The organism is Caballeronia sordidicola, assembly GCF_002220365.1.
Classification (GTDB): domain Bacteria; phylum Pseudomonadota; class Gammaproteobacteria; order Burkholderiales; family Burkholderiaceae; genus Caballeronia; species Caballeronia sordidicola_C.
In genome coordinates this window covers 13,077-31,684 of the sequence record NZ_MTHB01000032.1, presented here as the reverse complement: position 1 = coordinate 31,684, position 18,608 = coordinate 13,077, and the positions used below count along the sequence as shown (strand labels likewise).

Below are 18,608 nucleotides of genomic sequence, written 5' to 3'. Positions count from 1 at the left end.
CCGCCTATTTCAACTGGTACGCAGGGTCCATCAGCAAGGCCCGCAGATAGGCGCTGCTGGTGACGTCAGGTTCAATGGCATCGGCGGGAGAGACCGCCAACACTGCTCGCTGCAATTGCAACTGCGTCGACAGGTCCGGGCGCGCAGCAGGCGTGGTGTTGTATCCCGCGAGCCATGCATCGAGATCGAAACGCAAGCCCGGATGCGGCCGTTGTATCGCCGCAGGTTTCATGACGGCGTCGGACATCATGTTGGACATTGGAGCTGACATCGCGCTCGTCTTCGCATTGGCCGCCGCCGGGCCCATGCCATGCGCCTCGGTCGCGCGGAACAACTGTTCGATGAACTGCTTGCGCGCAAGCAGCGTGGAGCTGTTGATCCAGTTTTCGCCGCCCGGCCAGCCCTTCACGTTCGGGGGATAAAAGAGATTTTCGCCGAAATTGCGCACCTGGACGGCGAGCGCAGTCGCGTCCTGATCGGCATAACCGATATCGAACTCGCGCACAGCGCCAACCACGAATTCCGCGGGCGACTTGACCAGCACGCCACGGTTGCGCTCGTCCCAGAACGCATCCGATAAAAACAGGCCCCGCAACGCCGTCTTGATGTCGTAATGCGACGCGCGAAAACGTTCGGCGATCGGTGCGATCTGAGCCGGGTCCGGTGTCTCGGAGATGAACTCGCGCCACAGTTCGGTCGTGATGAAGGTAGCCGTTTCCGGTTGCGCCAGGAGGATGTCGAGGACCTGATCGCCGTCGAAAGCGCCCATCTGGCCGAGGACGGTCTTGTCGCCGTCGTCGTGGATCTTTGGATTGAATTGATAAGCGAGCGTATTCGGATCGAGCGTCCAGCCGGTATAGGCCCGGGCGGCTTCGGTCACGTCGCGCTGCGAGTAATGTCCCTCGCCTAGCGTGAACAGCTCCATGACCTCGCGTCCGAAGTTTTCGTTGGGACGGCCTTTGCGGCTGCCGGCGCCATCGAGGTATTGCAGCATCGCCGGATCTTTCGAGACCGCATGCAGCAAGTCGCCGAAATTGCCGAGCGAGTCGCGGCGCAGCAGCGCGTTCTGGCGGAACATGAGCTGCGGATAGTGAACCTTGTCTTCGCCGGACGGAAAGTGATCGTGCCAGAAGAGCGTCATGCGCTCGGTGAGCGGCGAGCGCGTGGTCACCATTTCGCGTACCCACCAGCCGCGCAACTCGTCGTAGCGACGGCTTTGTTCGCGCTGGTCGTCACGGCGTTCGTCCTGCGTCCATGCACGGCGAACGTCGACCGATGGGATCGGCTCCGTGACCCACGCGGGCGGCGGTGTAGCGGCTTCAGTGCGGGCGCCGGCAAGCAACGCATCGACTGCCTGCTCGCGGCTCATTCCAATGTACGCGGCAACCTCGCTCGCGTTTGCTTCGAAGCCCGTGCGGGTGAGGAGGAAGCGGGCATCGGTGGCATCGAGGGGATCGGCATCGAGCGCCGCCGCTTCCGTCCGATGCACAGTGCGCCCGCGGCGCGGCGTGTTGTTTTGCGCTGCCTGAGCCGTCAGCGCGCTGGTCAGCATCAAACATAACGCGATGACCAGCGTCACGATACTCACCCCACGCTCGCGCCGATCCAGCGAACCGCGAACAACGTGGAAATCAGGAAACCTGGAGGGTTGCATCGAGGAGCGAGTCCGGTGGCCGTGCTACATCAATCAACGGCGCGCTGCCGGCACCCGTTGACCGCCGATGTCACTTCGGCATCCGCTTGGCGCCAGAAGGGTGCTGGGCCTCGACCGGGAGTTTGCCGGATAACGGCGTTTGGTCGCGCCAGGGCGATCCCATGACGGCGAGCCTCAACGCTTATAGAGGTCCCTGACCGCTTCCTCGATATGCTGGCGCAGCAGCCGCCTTTCATCTGCGGTCATCACACCGTGCCGCGGAGGCCGCTCGGGCGGTTGCGGATCGCTTTGTGGCGCGGGCATGGCCGGCATCACTTGCGGGTCGCGATTACCGTTGAGCGGCTTTTGCATGCGATGCTGAGCGCGCATGAAACGGCCATCGAAGCGTTTTCTGGGCTGTTGTGAATTGAAATCGGAACCATCGCCTTCGGGATTCGAATACCGGGGCGCAGAGGATGAAGAGGAAGAGGAAGAGGAAGACATCGACGAATCAGGACGATCGAAAGCCGACGAACTGCGATTGGAGGATTGCGATGGTTGCGCAAGAGCGGTGCGCGCGGCAAACACGGCATAAAACGCGCTAGCGATCAGCGTTAGTCGAATGATGCGCTTGGTGCGCACAGGTATGCGCCGCCGCGCTCCCCTCATGTTGTTCCCTTCGTTGCTCGACAACCGGACAGTCTCAGGCTCTTTGGCGTGCTTGCGTGTCATGCCAGTATTGACGGTTAGTGCCGCCATGATACTGACGCGCAATCGTTCTACTAATGGAGTATCCACCGAATGACGGGCTTAGGTAAAGGAGTGTACGCATAGAACCTTTATGTCGTGCCACACTCGCCGTAAATTTTGTAACTATCTGTTACCTCAGAAATGGAGCAAACTAGCAGCTCTTTCTAATCGCGCTAAGATGCGGGCATGGAAACCAAAAATCCCTCAAAAATACTCGTAGTCGACGACGATCCCCGTTTGCGCGATCTTTTGCGGCGTTATCTCGGCGAACAGGGCTTTAATGTCTATGTCGCTGAAAATGCGCCGTCGATGAACAAGCTCTGGGTTCGCGAACGTTTCGACCTGCTCGTGCTCGACCTGATGCTGCCGGGGGAAGACGGACTTTCGATCTGCCGCCGTCTACGGGGCAGCAACGACCGTACGCCCATCATCATGCTCACCGCGAAAGGCGAGGACGTCGACCGCATCGTGGGCCTGGAAATGGGCGCGGACGACTATTTGCCAAAGCCGTTCAACCCGCGTGAACTCGTCGCGCGGATCCACGCGGTGCTGCGTCGCCAGTCGCCGTCGGAACTGCCGGGCGCGCCGTCTGAAACCACCGAAGTCTTCGAATTCGGCGAATTTGCGTTGAATCTGGCCACGCGAACGCTGACCAAGAACGGCCAGGAAATCCCGCTGACCACCGGCGAATTCTCTGTGCTTAAAGTGTTCGCGAGACATCCGCGTGCCCCGCTGTCGCGTGAAAAGCTGATGGAACTGGCGCGCGGCCGTGAATACGAAGTCTTCGACCGCAGTCTCGACGTGCAGATCTCAAGGTTGCGCAAGCTGATCGAGCCGGACCCGAGCAGCCCGCGTTTTATCCAGACGGTGTGGGGCCTCGGCTACGTCTTCATTCCTGACGGCGCAGCCTGAGATTTGAGTCCGGATTGAGCCCTGATCGAGTCGTGAGAAGCGCGCCCCGTGCGCGCCACAAGAGAAGAGCATCAGTGAACCATGCGGATTGACAGGCGGTTACTGACGCATGCGTTCGGCGGCCTGTTCTGGCGGACCTTCGCCTTGATCGCGTTGCTGATTGCGGTCAGCATCGCCGCATGGTTCCAGAGCTTCCGGGTGATCGAACGCGAACCGCGCGCACAGCGCGTGGCGCTTCAACTCGTCGCGGTCGTCAAGTTGACGCGTACCGCCCTCCTTTATTCCGACCCTGACCTGCGCCGCGCGTTGCTGCAGGATCTGGAGAGCAACGAAGGGGTGCGCGTGTATCCGCGTGAAACCACCGATAAATATCGCCTGCAGCCCGACGAGTCGCTAAACCGCCTGATCGAGCGCGACGTGCGCGGCCGGCTCGGCAACGACACGGTGATCGCGCAATCCGTCAATGACATCCCGGGCGTGTGGATCAGCTTCAAGATCGACGACGACGATTACTGGGTGGCGCTCGATCGCGATCAACTCGATAACGTCACCGGCCTGCAGTGGGCCGGCTGGGGCATTTTTGCGCTCGCGCTTTCGCTGTTCGGGGCGGCGTTTATTACCAGCTTGGTCAACCGGCCATTCGCGCGGCTGGCGCTGGCCGCGCGCAAGGTCGGCTCCGGGCAGGCGCCCGAACCGTTGCCTGAACGCGGCATGGGCGTGGCCGCCGAAACCAATCGCAGTTTCAACCAGATGGTGCAGGACCTCGAGCAGCTCGACGCCGACCGGGCGCTGATGCTCGCGGGCATTTCGCACGACTTGCGCACGCCGCTTGCACGCTTGCGGCTCGAAACCGAAATGAGCCCTTCCGACGAAGCGACGAAACTTGCGATGGTCGATGACATCGAACAGATGGACATGATCATCGGGCGTTTCCTCGACTACGCCCGGCCAATGCAGCGCATGGCCGAAGCCGTCGATCTCTCGCTGATCGGCGGTGAAATGGCCGCGCGTTTCTACGCGGAAGACGGCGTGCTGATGAAGACCGACCTGGCCCAGGGCGCGACCATAGAAGGCGATCCAACTGACGTGCGGCGGGTCATTGGCAATTTGCTGGAGAACGCACGCAAGTACGGGCGCAGCGCGATGGACGACATCGCCAGGATCACGCTTCAAACGCGGGTCAATCACGGGCGCGTTGAACTGTCCGTGATGGATGAAGGGCGCGGCATTCCCGAAGATCAGGTCGCGTTGATCACGCGGCCGTTTTATCGCGTGGACACGGCACGCACGCAAGCCAACGGCACCGGACTCGGCATGGCCATCGTGCAGCGGCTCGTCACCCGGCAGCGCGGCACATTGCGCTTGCGCAACCGCCATCCGCACGCGGGTTTCGAGGTGACGATCGACTTCCCGGCGATGGAAAAACGCACCTTCCGGTAAGTCAATCGTTTCAAAAAAATGCTATCGGTCCATTCGTTAAAAGCTATCCGGTCTGTTAGCCAAAATCTATTGAAATTAATAATTAATAGAGTTACGATGGACTTCGTTCAGCGCATTCATCAGCTACTCAACGTCAGTTTGATGCTGCGTCATGTGAGCGTTACAGCGATCAGTTAGTCTTGATTTTTCTTCCAACGAACACAGGAGTATTCATATGAAGACCGTGGGCGATAAGCTTGAAGCGTTTACCGTTGCTGCTGCAAAGCCGGGTTTCAATCATCACGAAGAAAATGGCGTGTCGGCATTCGAAGACATCACCGAACAGTCGTTCCCTGGCAAGTGGAAGATCCTGTACTTCTACCCGAAGGATTTCACGTTCGTTTGCCCGACGGAAATCGTCGAATTTGGCAAGCTGAACAGCGATTTCGCCGATCGCGATGCAGTGTTGCTCGGCGGCAGCGTGGACAACGAATTCGTGAAACTGGCATGGCGCCGGGAGCACAAGGACCTGAGCAAGCTGAACCACTATTCGTTCGGCGATGTGAAGGGCGAGTTGATCGACCAGCTCGGCATCCGTGACAAGGAAGCGGGCGTGGCGCTGCGCGCAACGTTCGTCATCGACCCGGACAATGTGATCCAGCACGTGTCAGTGAACAACCTGAATGTCGGCCGTAATCCGGAAGAAATCCTGCGTATTCTCGACGGCCTGCAAACGGACGAATTGTGCCCTTGCAATCGCGCTGTCGGCGGTTCGACGCTGTAAGTCATATCGGCGAGGCCCTCGTGGGTTGCGCCCCAGCCCGTCAGCTTTTCGAGTCAAGCTCGAGCCGGCGGGCTTTTTTATCGCTGATCAGATAGGAGAAATTTATGGAATTCCTTGCATCGATTAAAGAACTCATTCCCGATTACGCAAAGGACATTCGCCTGAACGTGGACGGCACGATTGCGCGTTCATCGTTGGAAGGCAACGACGCGGTGGGTGTTGCGCTGGCGGCTGCGTATGCGGCAAAGGCTACGAAGATTGTTGCTTTGATCCGTGGCGCGGGCGTTTTGTCGGCCGAGGAAACGAATGGCGCGTTGACCGCAGCCGCGTTGATGGGCATGAACAACGTCTGGTATCCGTATCTGGAAATGGCCGATAACGCCGATCTGAAGACCCAGCCCGCTGCGTTGCGGATGAACGCGTATGCGACGCATGGCGGGGTCGACAAACGGCGCTTCGAGATGTATGCGCTGGCCGCATCGATTGTTGGAAAGTGCCACTTCTGCGTGAAGTCGCACTATGAAAATCTCGTTGGCGAGGGAATGAGTACGACGCAATTGCGGGATGTGGGGCGAATTGCCGCCGTGATCAACGCGGCTCAACTGGCGATTGCCGCTGAAGGCAACTGATCCGGCTCAGATTCAAGCATGCAAAAACGCCACGTTCAATTCAAGCGTGGCGTTTTTATTTGCGTCCTTATTTGCGCTTTCACCCGCAGGCGCTCAAGCGTCAATACCCGTACGCATCAGCAGCACGGCAGCTTGCGCCTCGATACCTTCCTTGCGCCCGAGATACCCCAGCTTCTCATTGGTCTTGGCTTTCAGGTTCACGCGCGTCAGCGGCAACTCAAGATCCTCGGCAATATTTGCCCGGATCGCTTCGATAAACGGCGCAAGCTTCGGCGCCTGCGCGATCACTGTCGAATCGACATTCATGATCGCGAAGCCGGCTTCCGAGACTCTCGAAAAAGCCTCGCGAAGCAACACCCGGCTATCCGCCCCGGCAAACTCCGCATCCGTATCCGGGAAATGACGGCCGATATCGCCCATGGCTGCAGCGCCGAACAGCGCATCCGTAATCGCGTGCAGCAGCACATCAGCATCCGAATGACCAAGCAGCCCGCGCTCGTAGGGAATAGTGACCCCACCGATGATAAGCGGCCGGCCTTCGACCAGTTGGTGAACGTCGTAGCCTTGTCCGATTCTGAAATCCATCGATAGTCCTAGAAAGTAAAGGGCACTGCATCAAACCGCTGCATCAAACCACCGGATCAAACACTGCCGAGCATAGCGGACGCCAGTGAGAAATCTTCCGGATACGTCACCTTGAAATTGCGCAGGCTTCCCTGAATCAGCCGCGGCGCATGCCCGAGCCACTCGATGGCGCTGGCTTCGTCCGTGAGATCGTGGCCGTCCTGCTGCGCCCGCGTGATCGCATCGCGCAACATGCCCACCCTGAACATCTGCGGCGTCTGTGCCTGCCACAAGCCGTTACGCGACTCCGTGCGGGCAATGCGCCCTTCGTCGTGCGCGACGCCTTCAGCTTCGATACGCTTGAGCGTATCAGCCACCGGCAACGCCAGGATTCCGCCAACCGGGTCGTTCTTCAACTCGCTCACCAGCCTGCGGATCATGGCCGGCGTGAGTCCGGGCCGCGCCGCGTCGTGCACGAGCACCCAGTCGTCGTCGCGCGCACCAAAACCGGTCAGCGCCGCTAGACCATTGAACACCGACGCTTGCCGCGTCGTGCCGCCGCAGCGCTGCACGGCAAAGCGCAAACCCGCGAAACGGCGGTCATCGAAATGATGATCGCCAGGCGCCAGCACGACCAGCGTCTGGGCAAATTCGGAGCAGGCGTCAAAGGCAGCGAGCGAATACCGCAGCATCGGATGGCGGCCGACGGTCTGGTATTGCTTTGGCATCGGTGCACCAGAACGGCTGCCGGAACCGGCGCACGGGATGAGGGCGAACAGGCGGGAAGTCACGAGTTGAAAACGCCCAAGTCAAAAGTTAAGTCCGGATTTTATAATAGGTCCATCGCGACCATGCCGGTCCCGCGCGCACTTTCGCACGCGAACGGTTCCCCGCACACCTTATGCCTTCAAAAGCCGTCAGTTTGCAGTCAACGTCCCCTATCGCACTCGTCAAAGCCGGTCAGCGCTTTGCCTTCGATGGCGCCACCGGTTCCTCCGACGCCCTCGCCCTGGCACGCTACCACCTGGCTTTTCGCGAAAAAGTCCCGTTATTGGTCGTCATGTGCGCAAGCGCCGTCGATTCGCAACGTCTCGCGGTCGAAATTCCGTTTTTCGCGCCGGACGCCCGAGTCAGGCTTCTGCCCGACTGGGAAACGCTGCCCTACGACACGTTTTCACCCCATCAGGACCTGGTTTCGGAGCGGTTGGCGACGTTGCACGACCTGGGCGAAGGCCGCTGCGACATCCTGCTCGTGCCTGCGACCACGGCGCTTTACAGAATGCCGCCGGCATCGTTTCTGGCTGCATACACGTTCTCGTTCACGCAGGGCGAGCGGCTGAACGAGGCGAAACTGAAGAGCCAGTTGACGCTCGCGGGTTATGAGCATGTGAGCCAGGTCGTGCGCCCCGGCGAATATTGCGTACGCGGTTCGCTCCTCGACCTGTATCCAATGGGCTCGCCGCTGCCGTACCGGATCGATTTATTCGACGATCAGGTCGATTCCATCCGCGCCTTCGATCCCGACACGCAGCGCAGCCTGTATCCGGTGCGCGACGTGCGCCTGCTACCCGGCCGCGAATTTCCCTTCGATGAACCCGCGCGCACCGCCTTCCGCAGCCGCTGGCGCGAGGTGTTCGAGGGCGATCCAAGCCGCTCATCGATTTACAAGGACATCGGCAATGGTGTGCCGGCAGCGGGGATCGAGTACTACCTGCCGCTGTTCTTTGACGAAACCGCCACGCTTTTCCATTACTTGCCGCAAGACGCACAACTGGCGTTCGTCGGCGACATGGACGCAGCCATCAAGCGCTTCACGAACGACACACGGCAGCGCTACAACTTCTTGTCGCACGATCGCGAGCGGCCGCTGCTCGAACCGCAGCGGCTCTTTCTCAGCGACGACGATTTTTTCTCCTTCGCCAAACCGTTCGCGCAGATCAAGTTCCCGGCTACGCCCGAGGGCGGCTGGGCGGTTCCGTTGCCCGGTCTGGCCATCGATCGCCACGCTGAAGAACCGTTGCTCGCGCTGCGTCACTATCTGGAGCAAACACCGAATCGCGTGTTGTTCGCAACCGAATCCGCCGGGCGCCGCGAGACGATTCAGCAACTGCTCTCCGATAACGGCCTGCGCGCGTCGCTCGACGATACCTTCCAGGAATGGCTCACCGGCGACGCCAAATTCTCGCTGGGCGTGGCGCCGCTTGCGAACGGCTTTGCGCTGCCCGGCGAAGGCATCTCGATCATCACCGAGACGGAGCTCTACGGGCAGCTCACGCGGCGGGCCGGACGGCGTCGCCAGGAGCAGGCGAGCAACGTCGATTCGATGGTGCGCGATCTCTCCGAGCTGAAGATCGGCGATCCGGTCGTGCATACGCAGCATGGTATTGGGCGCTATATGGGCCTGGTATCGATGGACCTGGGCGAAGGCGAAACCGAATTCCTGCATCTCGAATACCAGAACGAAAGCAAGCTGTACGTGCCGGTCGCCCAGTTGCACGTGATCTCGCGCTACAGCGGCGCGGACCCGGAAAGCGCGCCGTTGCACGCGCTCGGTTCCGGCCAGTGGGACAAAGCCAAGCGCCGAGCCGCGCAGCAAATCCGCGACACCGCCGCCGAACTGCTCAATCTTTACGCCCGCCGCGCGCTGCGCCAAGGTCACTCGTTCCCGCTCGAAGCACGCGATTACGCGAAGTTCGCGGAGAGCTTCGGCTTCGAGGAAACGCCCGACCAGGCCGCGGCGATCACCGCCGTGATAGGCGATATGACGAGCGGCAAGCCGATGGACCGGCTGGTTTGCGGCGATGTCGGTTTCGGCAAGACGGAAGTGGCGCTGCGGGCGGCGTTTATCGCGGTGATGGGGGGCAAGCAGGTCGCGATTCTGTCGCCGACCACCCTGCTCGCCGAACAGCACACGAACACCTTCACCGACCGTTTCGCCGACTGGCCCGTGAAGATCGCTGAACTCTCGCGCTTCAAGAGCACGAAGGAAGTGGCGGCATCGATTGCGGCAATCAACGAAGGCACGATCGATATCGTCATCGGCACGCACAAACTGCTCTCCAGCGACGTCGTGTTCAAGCGGCTCGGGCTGGTAATTATCGATGAGGAGCACCGGTTCGGCGTGCGCCAGAAGGAGGCGTTGAAAGCGCTGCGCGCGGAAGTCGATGTGCTGACGCTCACCGCAACGCCCATCCCACGAACGCTCGGCATGGCGCTCGAAGGGTTGCGCGACTTCTCGATCATTGCCACCGCGCCGCAAAAGCGCCTCGCGATCAAGACCTTTGTCCGACGCGAAGAAGACGGCGTGATCCGCGAGGCGATGCTGCGCGAACTGAAGCGCGGCGGCCAGGTTTATTTCCTGCATAACGAAGTCGAGACGATCGAAAATCGTCGCTCGATGCTCGAAGCGCTGGTGCCGGAAGCGCGTATTGCGGTCGCGCACGGGCAGATGCACGAGCGCGAACTCGAACGCGTGATGCGCGATTTCGTCGGCCAGCGCGCGAACGTGCTGCTGTGCACGACGATTATCGAAACGGGGATCGACGTGCCGAGCGCAAACACGATCCTGATCCATCGCTCCGATAAATTCGGCCTCGCGCAGTTGCATCAGTTGCGCGGGCGCGTCGGGCGTTCGCACCATCAGGCTTACGCGTATTTGCTCGTCCACGATCCGGCCGCGCTCACGAAGCAGGCGCAGCGGCGGCTGGAAGCCATCCAGCAGATGGAAGAGCTCGGTTCGGGCTTCTATCTTGCGATGCACGATCTGGAAATTCGCGGCACGGGCGAAGTACTCGGCGACAAACAATCGGGCGAAATCCACGAGATCGGTTTCCAGCTCTACACCGACATGCTCAACGACGCCGTGCTTGCGCTGAAGGAAGGCCGCGAACCCGATCTGAACGCGCCGCTCGCCGCCACCACCGAGATCAATCTGCACGCGCCGGCGATCCTGCCCGCGGATTATTGCGGCGATGTGCAGGAACGTTTGTCGCTGTACAAACGCATGGCGAACTGCGAAACGAGCGATTCCATAGACCGCATCCTGGAAGAGCTGATCGACCGTTTCGGCAAGCTGCCGCCCCAGGCGAGCGCGCTGGTCGAGACGCATAAGCTGCGCCTCGCGGCCAAGCCGCTGGGCATTATCAAGATCGACGCGGCCGAGCATGCAATTGCATTGCAGTTCATTCCAAACCCGCCCATCGATGCCATGAAGATCATCGAGATGGTGCAGAAGAACAAGCACATCAAGCTCGCGGGGCAGGACAAGCTGCGCATAGAAGTGCGCAGTCCGGACCTTGCCGTGCGGATTTCGACGGTCAAGGAAACGCTGCGTGCGCTTGGCGCACCCGTGCGCCAGCAGAAACCCGCTGCCGCGGTCGCGCCGTCACGCTAATAACTTCAAACCCACGCACTGCCTTGTCCGGCGGTGCGTGGCCGGTTTTTTCGGTATCATCGAAAGTGAAAAATTCCAAGGAGAGCGTCATGTCACAGATCGCTGAATCGACGGCTTCCGTCGCGCAAACACCCTCTTATGATTCCGGGCCGGCGTCGTTGCCGTGGATCAAGAAGCTCGTCTCCTTCGACACCGTCAGCCGCAACCCAAACATGGGCTTGATCGAAACCGTGCGCGACGAATTGCGCGCGGCTGGTATTGAAAGCACGCTCAGCACCGATCCGTCCGGCAAATGGGCCAACCTGTTCGCGACCGTGCCCGCGCACGATGGCGCGACGAACGGCGGTATCGTGCTTTCCGGACACACGGATGTGGTGCCTGTCGATGGCCAGAAATGGGACAGCGATCCGTTCAAGCCGGAGATTCGCGATGGCCTTTTGTACGGTCGCGGGACGTGCGACATGAAGGGGTTTATCGGCGCATCGCTCAGCTTGTTGCCGAAGATGCAGGCCACGAAACTCGCGCGTCCAATTCACTTCGCCCTCTCCTTCGATGAAGAAGTCGGCTGCGCCGGCGCACCGCTGATGATCACCGACCTGCAAAAGCGCGGGCTGCGGCCGCACGGATGCATTGTGGGTGAGCCGACCAGCATGCGGCCGGTCATCGCGCATAAGGGTATCAATGCGTACAACTGCTGCGTGCGCGGGTTTGCCGCGCATTCGTCGCTGACACCGAAGGGCTTGAACGCGATCGAATACGCAGCGCGGCTGATCTGCTACATCCGCGACGTCGCCGATGAATTCCGCGCGCAAGGCCCGTTCGACGAACAGTACGACGTGCCCTTCACGACCGCGCAGACCAGCACGATCAATGGCGGCAACGCCATCAACACGGTGCCCGCCGAATGCAATTTCGCGTTCGAATTCCGCAATCTGCCGACGCTCGATCCTGAGCCGATTTACCAGCGCATCGAGAAATACGCGCGGGAAGAGTTGTTGCCGAAGATGCAGAAGGAACACGCGAACGCGGCGATCGAGTTCTCCAAGATTGCTGCGGCTCCTGGGCTCGACGCGTCCGAGCAGGCGGCTATCACGCAACTCGTGCGCGCGCTGACCGCGAATCAGGAAAAGCGCAAGGTGGCTTACGGGACGGAAGCGGGCTTGTTCCAACTCGCGGGCGTGCCGAGTATTGTGTGCGGGCCGGGAAACATCGAGCAGGCGCACAAGGCGAACGAATACGTGTCGCTGGAGCAGCTTGCGGCGTGCGAAGCGTTTTTGGGCAAGTTCATTCACAGCATGTCGGTCGAGGCGCAGGTGCGTTGATTCGATGAAACCTTCCGCCGCTCTGGATCTCAAACGTGACACGGTTCGCGCAACGGTAGGCCGCTTTCGCGCGACGAACCCACGCGTGTTCGGCTCGGTTTTGCATGGCACTGATCAGGATGGCAGCGACCTGGACTTGCTGGTCGATGCATTGCCCGGTGCAACGCTATTCGACTTGGGCGGATTGCAGATGGAGCTGGAAGACATGCTTGGCGTGGCGGTCGACTTGCTGACGCCGGGCGATTTACCACCCCGGTTTCGCGAGCGCGTGTTAGCCGAAGCGGCGCCGGTATGAGCGAAAATATTCGTCTCCCCAACTACATCGACCATATTCAGCAAGCCGCGTTGGATGCATGCAGTTTCGTGCAGGGCATGGACAAGACCAGCTTTCTTGACGACAAACGTACACAAAGCGCCGTGGTCATGAGCTTGGTAATCATGGGTGAAGCGTCTACGAAAGCGATGGATCGACACGCAGAGTTCGCGCAACGACATGCCGAGATTCCTTGGCGTAGCATGCGCGGGATGCGCAATCGTATTGCACACGGGTACTTCGAGATTGACCTCGAATTAGTCTGGGACACCGTGCAAACTGCCTTGCCCGCGCTCTCAGCGCAATTGAAAGTGACGCACGAAGATGCCGTCGCACACGCAAATTCAGACCCGTCACCGCCCTCACTCGACTAGCCGTCAACTACTCCTCATGTCCACCGCCCATCACTCCGATAACACCATCGACGGCACGCCGATTCCCACGCTCGACGATATCGCCAGCCAGCACATGACGCTCTCGCCGTGGGTCGCGCGTACGCCGACCTTCGAGCGTCACGACTTCCCCACGCTGGAAGGCACGCCGATCAACTTCAAGTTCGAGCTGCTGCAGGTCGGCGGCACGTTCAAGACGCGCGGCGCATTTTCGCATCTGCTCGCGCTCACGGAAAGCGAACGCGACGCGGGCGTGACCTGCGTATCAGCGGGCAACCACGCGGTGGCGGTCGCGTACACCGCGATGCGGCTTCAGATCAGCGCAAAGGTCGTGATGATCAAGACCGCCAGCCCGGCGCGGTTGGCGCTCTGCCGCCGTTTCGGCGCGGAGATTGTCATGGCGGAAAACGGCGCCGAAGCGTTCGAGATCGTGCGCCGCATAGAAGCCGAGGAAGGCCGCTACTTCGTGCATCCGTTCAACAGCTACCGGACGATCGTGGGCACATCGACGCTCGGATACGAATGGACCTCGCAGGCGCCCGATCTGGACGCCGTGATCCTGCCAATCGGCGGCGGCGGACTGGCGGCGGGGGTATCGCTGGCATTCCGGCTCGCGAATCCATCGATCCATGTGTATGGCGTGGAACCCAAGGGCGCCGACGCCATGGGCCAGAGTTTCGCCGCGAATCACACCGTGAAGATGGGCGCGATGCACAGCATTGCGGATTCGTTGATGGCGCCTCACACCGAGGACTACAGCTACGAATTGTGCAGGCGGCATATCGACCGGCTGGTGACGGTTTCAGACACCGAGTTGCGTCACGCCATGCTGCATTTGTTCAACGAGCTGAAGCTGGCGGTCGAACCGGCATGCGCCGCCGCAACCGCCGCGTTGCTCGGGCCGCTACGCGAGACCTTGCAGGGCAAGCGAGTCGGCGTGTTGCTGTGCGGCACGAACACCGACTCGGCCACGCTCGGCAAACATCTCGGGATGGCGGCTCAAGACGACTGAGCCCAGCTCGCGCTCACGCCCCGGCGCAGCTACAACACCGCATCTACAAGACATTCGTCAGCCGCCTGCGCTCGCTCCTTTGCATGAAGTAGTTCGCGGCGATCACGCCCACCGTCACGAACGCAATGAACAGCGTGGCGAGCGCGTTCATCTCGGGATTCAAGCCGAGCCGGACGCGCGAAAACACAATAAGCGGCAGCGTAGTCGATCCCGGTCCAGACAAGAACGCGGATAACACCAGGTCATCGATCGACAGCGTGAACGAAAGCAGCCACCCCGCCACCAGCGCCTGCGATATCAGTGGCAGCGTAATCGAGAAAAACACCCGCAATGGCGTCGCGCCCAAATCGAGTGCGGCTTCTTCAATCGATGGATTCAATTCCCTGACCCGCGATTCCACGATGATCGCAACGTAGGAAATACACAGCATCACGTGGCCGATCCAGATCGTGAAAATACCGCGTCCTGCCGGCCAGCCAAATACTTTCGCCATTTCCACAAACAGCAGCAAGAGCGAAATCCCCTGGATCACTTCGGGTATCACGAGCGGCGCGTTGATCATGCCGGCATAGAGCGTGAAGCCGCGAAACCGCCCCATGCGCGCGAGCACGTAGCCTGCCCATGTCCCGATCACCACTGACGCGCACGCGGTGAATACCGCAATTCGAATCGATAACCACGCGGCGTTGATCAATTCGTCGTCGTGTAATAGCGCCGCGTACCACTTCAGCGAAAATTGCGTCCATACGGTCACGAGTTGCGACTCGTTAAACGAGTACACAACCAGACTCACGATCGGAATATAGAGAAACAGAAATCCGAGACCAAGAAACGTGAACCGGAGCGAGCGACTGGGTTCGATCATCGCTTGTCCTCCCGTTGCTTTGCCTGGTAATACTGGAACAACGCCATGGGAACGAGCAGCAACAACACCATGGCACAGGTGACGGCGGAAGCCATTGGCCAGTCGGCGTTATCGAAGAATTCATTCCACATCACGCGGCCGATCATCAGGGTATCCGCGCCGCCGAGCAATTCCGGAATCACGTATTCGCCCACCGCCGGAATGAACACCAGCAGGCAGCCCGCAATAACCCCATTCTTCGACAGCGGCAGCGTGATCTGCAAAAACGCCTTCCACGGTTTCGCGCCGAGATCGTAAGCGGCTTCGAGCAAGGTGAGATCCATCTTCACCAGATGGGCGTAAAGCGGCATCACGAGAAACGGCAAATACGAATACACCATGCCGATATAAACTGCGATATTCGTGTGATACAGCTCGATAGGCGAATGAATAATCCCCGTCCACATCAGGAAGTTGTTAAGCAAGCCGTTGTTCTTCAGAATCCCGATCCACGCATACACGCGGATCAGGAACGAGGTCCAGAACGGCAGCATCACGGCCATCATCAGCAAATTGCGGGTCGCCGGATTCGAACGCGCGATGTAATACGCCATGGGGTAACCGATCAGCAGGCACAGCAGCGTGGACACCCCCGCCACCAACAGCGAATTCATGTATGTGGCGAAGTACAGGCTGTCCGCCACCAGGAACGCGTAGTGCGAAAAATCGAGCGCGATACTCAGCACGCCGTCTTTCATCGCCGTCAATTCCGTATAAGGCGGAATCCCGAGACGCGAATCGGAGAAACTGATTTTGACGACCAGCAGGAACGGCACGAGAAACAGCAGCACGAGCCACAGATACGGCCCGAATATCACCGCCGTCCTGCCTGTCAGGCCGAAGCGTTGCTTGAGTAAGCTCAGTAAATGCAGCGTTCTCATGCTGTCAGCACCACGCCTGCCGACGCGGTCCAGCGCACGAAGACTTCGTCGTCCCAGGTGGGCGAATCGATCTGGCCGAGCGCGATGCTCGACAGGTTCGCCACGACCACTTTGCCGCTGTCCAGCTTCACGTGATACAGCGTGTAGCCGCCCATGTACGCAATGTTCGCCACGGTCCCGCGGCCCCAGTTATATGAACCGTCGGGCGGCGGCTTGCGCGTCAACGCAATGCGCTCGGGCCTGACCGAAATGGTGACCGGCATGCCGAGCGGACCCGTGATGCCGTGATTCACATACAGCCGCGACGGCAACTCCGTCGTCTCCACGAACACGTGGTCCGGTTCGTCTTCCACCACGATGCCATCGAACAGATTCGTCGAGCCGATGAATTCAGCGGTGAACCGGCTGTTCGGATATTCGTAGACTTCGTGCGGCGTGCCGATCTGCACGATTTCGCCTTCGCTCATGACGGCGATCCGGCCGGCCATGGTCATCGCTTCCTCCTGATCGTGCGTGACCATCATGCAGGTCACGCCGACCTTGTCGAGGATATTCACCAGTTCGATCTGCGTGCGCTGGCGAATCTGTTTGTCGAGCGCGGACATGGGCTCGTCGAGCAGCAACAGCTTTGGACGCTTGACCAGGCTGCGGGCCAGCGCCACGCGCTGCTGCTGGCCGCCCGACAACTGGTGCGGCTTGCGTTGTGCATACTTCGCCATCTGCACGAGATCGAGCGTCGTGTGGACGCGCTCCTTGAGCTCCGCGCCACGCACGCCCTCCTGCTTGAGCCCGAACGCCACGTTCGATTCCACCGTCATATGCGGGAACAGCGCATAGGACTGGAACATCATGTTCACCGGTCTGCGATACGGCGGCATGCTCGCGAGATCCTCGCCATCGATCACGATCTGGCCCGAGGTGACCGACTCCAGCCCCGCGAGCATGCGCAGCAAGGTGGACTTGCCGCAGCCGGAACTGCCGAGCAGCGCGAACAGCTCGCCCTTTTTCACCGACAGGTTCACGCCTTTCACTGCGACGGTCTCGTCGAATTTCTTGACGACATCGACAATCCGCACGAAGTTCTCCCCGGCCCAGTTCGGGTCCCGCAAACCCGGTTCCGGCCTGCGGCCATTGGGACCACCCGGACCGCCTTGATTGCCCGGTCCGGCGGGCACTGCGCTCGACTGCTGCTCACTCATGATCTGCTGCCCGGCTCCTGCGCTACGCGCATTCGTGCTACTTTTTCCAGCGGCACTTTTAACTTTATTCTTTCGATGACGCGGCCAACAAAATCGCCGGCCACGAACAAAGCCCCCGGAGAATCGGGGGCTTCGCGTTTATCGACTGCCTGATGCGAATTTCGCAACCTTACCGGAATCGGGAATCAGGATCAGCGTCCGGACTTCAATTCCGTCCAGAGCCGCGTTTGCAAACGCTGGATTTCTGGCGGCAACGGCTTGAGCAGGAACAGCGTCTTGATCACGTCTTGCGGCGGGTATACGGCCGGATCGTCGGCAACGTCCTTCGATACGTATTTCCGCGCTTCCTTGTTCGCACTCGGGTAATACACCTCGTTCGTGATCGCGGCATGAACTTGCGGCGTCTCGATGTAGTTGATCCACTCGAGCGCGGCTTCCTTGTTCTTCGCGTCCTTCGGGATCGCCATCACGTCAAACCACACCGGCGCGCCGCCCTTCGGGATGTAGTACTCGATCTTGTACGCCTTCTTCGCCTCTTGCGCACGGTGCTTGGCAATCACCACGTCGCCCGACCAGCCGTAGGCGAAGCAGACGTCGCCGCCGACCAGGTCGTTGATATAACCCGACGAGTTGAACTGGGTGATGTACGGGCGGATCTTCTTGAGCATCGCCAGCGCGGCGCGGTAGTCGGCCGGGTTCGTGCTCATTGGATCCTTGCCGATGTAGTGCAGCGCGGCGGCGAACATCTGGTCAGGGGCGTCGAGTACGGATACACCGCAAGCCTTGAGCTTCGAGATGTTTTCCGGCTTGAACAGGATGTCCCAGTTATCAAGCGGCACATTCTTGCCGAGGATCTGCTGGACCTTCGTGACGTTGTAGCCAAGGCCTGTGGTGCCGTATGCCCACGGCACCGTGTACTGGTTGCCCGGGTCGGCGCCCGCGATCAGCTTCATCAGCTCAGGGTCGAGGTATTTGAGGTTCGGGAGTTTGGATTTGTCGAGCGGGGCGAAGATCCCTGCCGTGATCTGCTTGCCGGCATAGTTGCTGGTCGGCACCACGATGTCATAGCCCGAATTGCCGGTGAGCAGCTTGGCTTGCAGCGTGTCGTCGCTGTCGTAGTTGTCGTACTTGACCTTTACGCCAGTCTGCTTCTCGAAGTTCGGAATCGTGTCTTTCGCGATGTAGTCCGACCAGTTGTATACGTTGAGCTGAGTGTCTTTCGCCGATGCCGACAGCGGCGCCGATATTGCCGCCACGCCCGCAATCGCCATCGTGATCGACACTACGCACGCCGGTATCCGTGCAGCCGCGCCCGATGCCCCCGAACGCTTCGACAACCGGTCCGCCACTTTTTCTGTCATTTCAGTTTCTCCGTCCTTTCGACTTGCCGACCGTTGGTTTCCACGTCCCGATTCACCCTTCTCTCCCTTGCTTGATCGAGACGATCTCAAAAAAACGAAAACTATCATCAAAAGGGTGCTTCGCAAAAAACAATCGGCGA

At 60.2% G+C, this 18,608-nt stretch carries 17 protein-coding genes; 9 read left to right on the top strand and 8 right to left on the bottom strand.

Going from position 1 to position 18,608, the window contains the following annotated elements; genetic code table 11:
* Window positions 1-4 precede the first annotated feature (4 nt).
* A complete protein-coding gene (locus BSU04_RS05030; RefSeq protein ID WP_256982171.1) occupies window positions 5-1,654 on the bottom strand; it encodes a DUF1800 domain-containing protein in 1,650 nt (549 codons plus the stop codon).
* A 174-nt stretch (window positions 1,655-1,828) separates the two neighbouring features.
* Window positions 1,829-2,392 (bottom strand): hypothetical protein, encoded by a 564-nt coding sequence (locus tag BSU04_RS05025; RefSeq protein WP_256982170.1) that lies wholly within the window; start codon window positions 2,390-2,392, stop codon window positions 1,829-1,831.
* A gap of 177 nt (window positions 2,393-2,569) precedes the next feature.
* Here BSU04_RS05025 and ompR point away from each other — a divergent pair, with 177 nt between their 5' ends.
* The 4 genes from ompR to BSU04_RS05005 all read left to right on the top strand — a co-directional run bounded on the left by ompR (window position 2,570) and on the right by BSU04_RS05005 (window position 6,127).
* Window positions 2,570-3,295 (top strand): osmolarity response regulator transcription factor OmpR, encoded by a 726-nt coding sequence (gene ompR / locus BSU04_RS05020; RefSeq protein ID WP_031359745.1) that lies wholly within the window; start codon window positions 2,570-2,572, stop codon window positions 3,293-3,295.
* A gap of 81 nt (window positions 3,296-3,376) precedes the next feature.
* Window positions 3,377-4,735 carry an ATP-binding protein gene (locus tag BSU04_RS05015; protein ID WP_089159565.1) on the top strand — a complete coding sequence of 453 codons (1,359 nt, stop codon included), beginning with the start codon at window positions 3,377-3,379 and terminating at the stop codon, window positions 4,733-4,735.
* Window positions 4,736-4,949: 214 nt separating this feature from the next.
* Window positions 4,950-5,498, top strand: coding sequence for a peroxiredoxin (locus BSU04_RS05010; protein ID WP_089159564.1), 549 nt, complete (start codon window positions 4,950-4,952; stop codon window positions 5,496-5,498).
* A gap of 104 nt (window positions 5,499-5,602) precedes the next feature.
* Window positions 5,603-6,127 carry a carboxymuconolactone decarboxylase family protein gene (locus BSU04_RS05005; protein WP_089159563.1) on the top strand — a complete coding sequence of 175 codons (525 nt, stop codon included), beginning with the start codon at window positions 5,603-5,605 and terminating at the stop codon, window positions 6,125-6,127.
* A 93-nt stretch (window positions 6,128-6,220) separates the two neighbouring features.
* Here BSU04_RS05005 and ispF read toward each other — a convergent pair whose 3' ends face one another.
* Together ispF and ispD are read right to left on the bottom strand one after the other, a co-directional pair.
* Window positions 6,221-6,712: a 2-C-methyl-D-erythritol 2,4-cyclodiphosphate synthase gene (gene ispF, locus BSU04_RS05000; protein WP_089159562.1), complete on the bottom strand. Its 492-nt coding sequence runs from the start codon at window positions 6,710-6,712 to the stop codon at window positions 6,221-6,223.
* Between the two features lie 56 nt (window positions 6,713-6,768).
* The gene (gene ispD / locus BSU04_RS04995; RefSeq protein ID WP_089159561.1) at window positions 6,769-7,482 is read right to left on the bottom strand and encodes a 2-C-methyl-D-erythritol 4-phosphate cytidylyltransferase; all 714 of its coding nucleotides are present in this window, start codon (window positions 7,480-7,482) and stop codon (window positions 6,769-6,771) included.
* Between the two features lie 110 nt (window positions 7,483-7,592).
* Between ispD and mfd the strand changes: the two genes are divergently transcribed.
* From mfd to BSU04_RS04970, 5 genes are all read left to right on the top strand, one after another.
* Window positions 7,593-11,084, top strand: coding sequence for a transcription-repair coupling factor (mfd, locus tag BSU04_RS04990; RefSeq protein WP_089159560.1), 3,492 nt, complete (start codon window positions 7,593-7,595; stop codon window positions 11,082-11,084).
* A gap of 89 nt (window positions 11,085-11,173) precedes the next feature.
* Window positions 11,174-12,406 (top strand): acetylornithine deacetylase, encoded by a 1,233-nt coding sequence (gene argE / locus BSU04_RS04985; RefSeq protein WP_089159559.1) that lies wholly within the window; start codon window positions 11,174-11,176, stop codon window positions 12,404-12,406.
* Between the two features lie 4 nt (window positions 12,407-12,410).
* Window positions 12,411-12,701, top strand: coding sequence for a nucleotidyltransferase family protein (locus BSU04_RS04980; RefSeq protein WP_089159558.1), 291 nt, complete (start codon window positions 12,411-12,413; stop codon window positions 12,699-12,701).
* The gene (locus tag BSU04_RS04975) at window positions 12,698-13,093 is read left to right on the top strand and encodes a HepT-like ribonuclease domain-containing protein (protein ID WP_089159557.1); all 396 of its coding nucleotides are present in this window, start codon (window positions 12,698-12,700) and stop codon (window positions 13,091-13,093) included. The genes BSU04_RS04980 and BSU04_RS04975 overlap by 4 nt, the downstream gene beginning before the upstream one ends.
* A gap of 16 nt (window positions 13,094-13,109) precedes the next feature.
* A complete protein-coding gene (locus BSU04_RS04970; protein WP_089159556.1) occupies window positions 13,110-14,123 on the top strand; it encodes a threonine/serine dehydratase in 1,014 nt (337 codons plus the stop codon).
* A 43-nt stretch (window positions 14,124-14,166) separates the two neighbouring features.
* Here BSU04_RS04970 and BSU04_RS04965 read toward each other — a convergent pair whose 3' ends face one another.
* From BSU04_RS04965 to BSU04_RS04950, 4 genes are all read right to left on the bottom strand, one after another.
* Window positions 14,167-14,985, bottom strand: a complete 819-nt coding sequence (locus BSU04_RS04965) for an ABC transporter permease subunit (RefSeq protein WP_089159630.1) — start codon at window positions 14,983-14,985, stop codon at window positions 14,167-14,169.
* Window positions 14,985-15,908, bottom strand: coding sequence for an ABC transporter permease subunit (locus BSU04_RS04960; protein WP_089159555.1), 924 nt, complete (start codon window positions 15,906-15,908; stop codon window positions 14,985-14,987). The genes BSU04_RS04965 and BSU04_RS04960 overlap by 1 nt, the downstream gene beginning before the upstream one ends.
* A complete protein-coding gene (locus tag BSU04_RS04955; RefSeq protein WP_089159554.1) occupies window positions 15,905-17,107 on the bottom strand; it encodes an ABC transporter ATP-binding protein in 1,203 nt (400 codons plus the stop codon). Before BSU04_RS04955 ends, BSU04_RS04960 begins: the two co-directional genes overlap by 4 nt.
* Window positions 17,108-17,298: 191 nt before the next feature.
* Complete coding sequence (locus BSU04_RS04950) at window positions 17,299-18,378, bottom strand: polyamine ABC transporter substrate-binding protein (protein ID WP_089159629.1); 1,080 nt, start codon at window positions 18,376-18,378, stop codon at window positions 17,299-17,301.
* Window positions 18,379-18,608 lie beyond the last annotated feature (230 nt).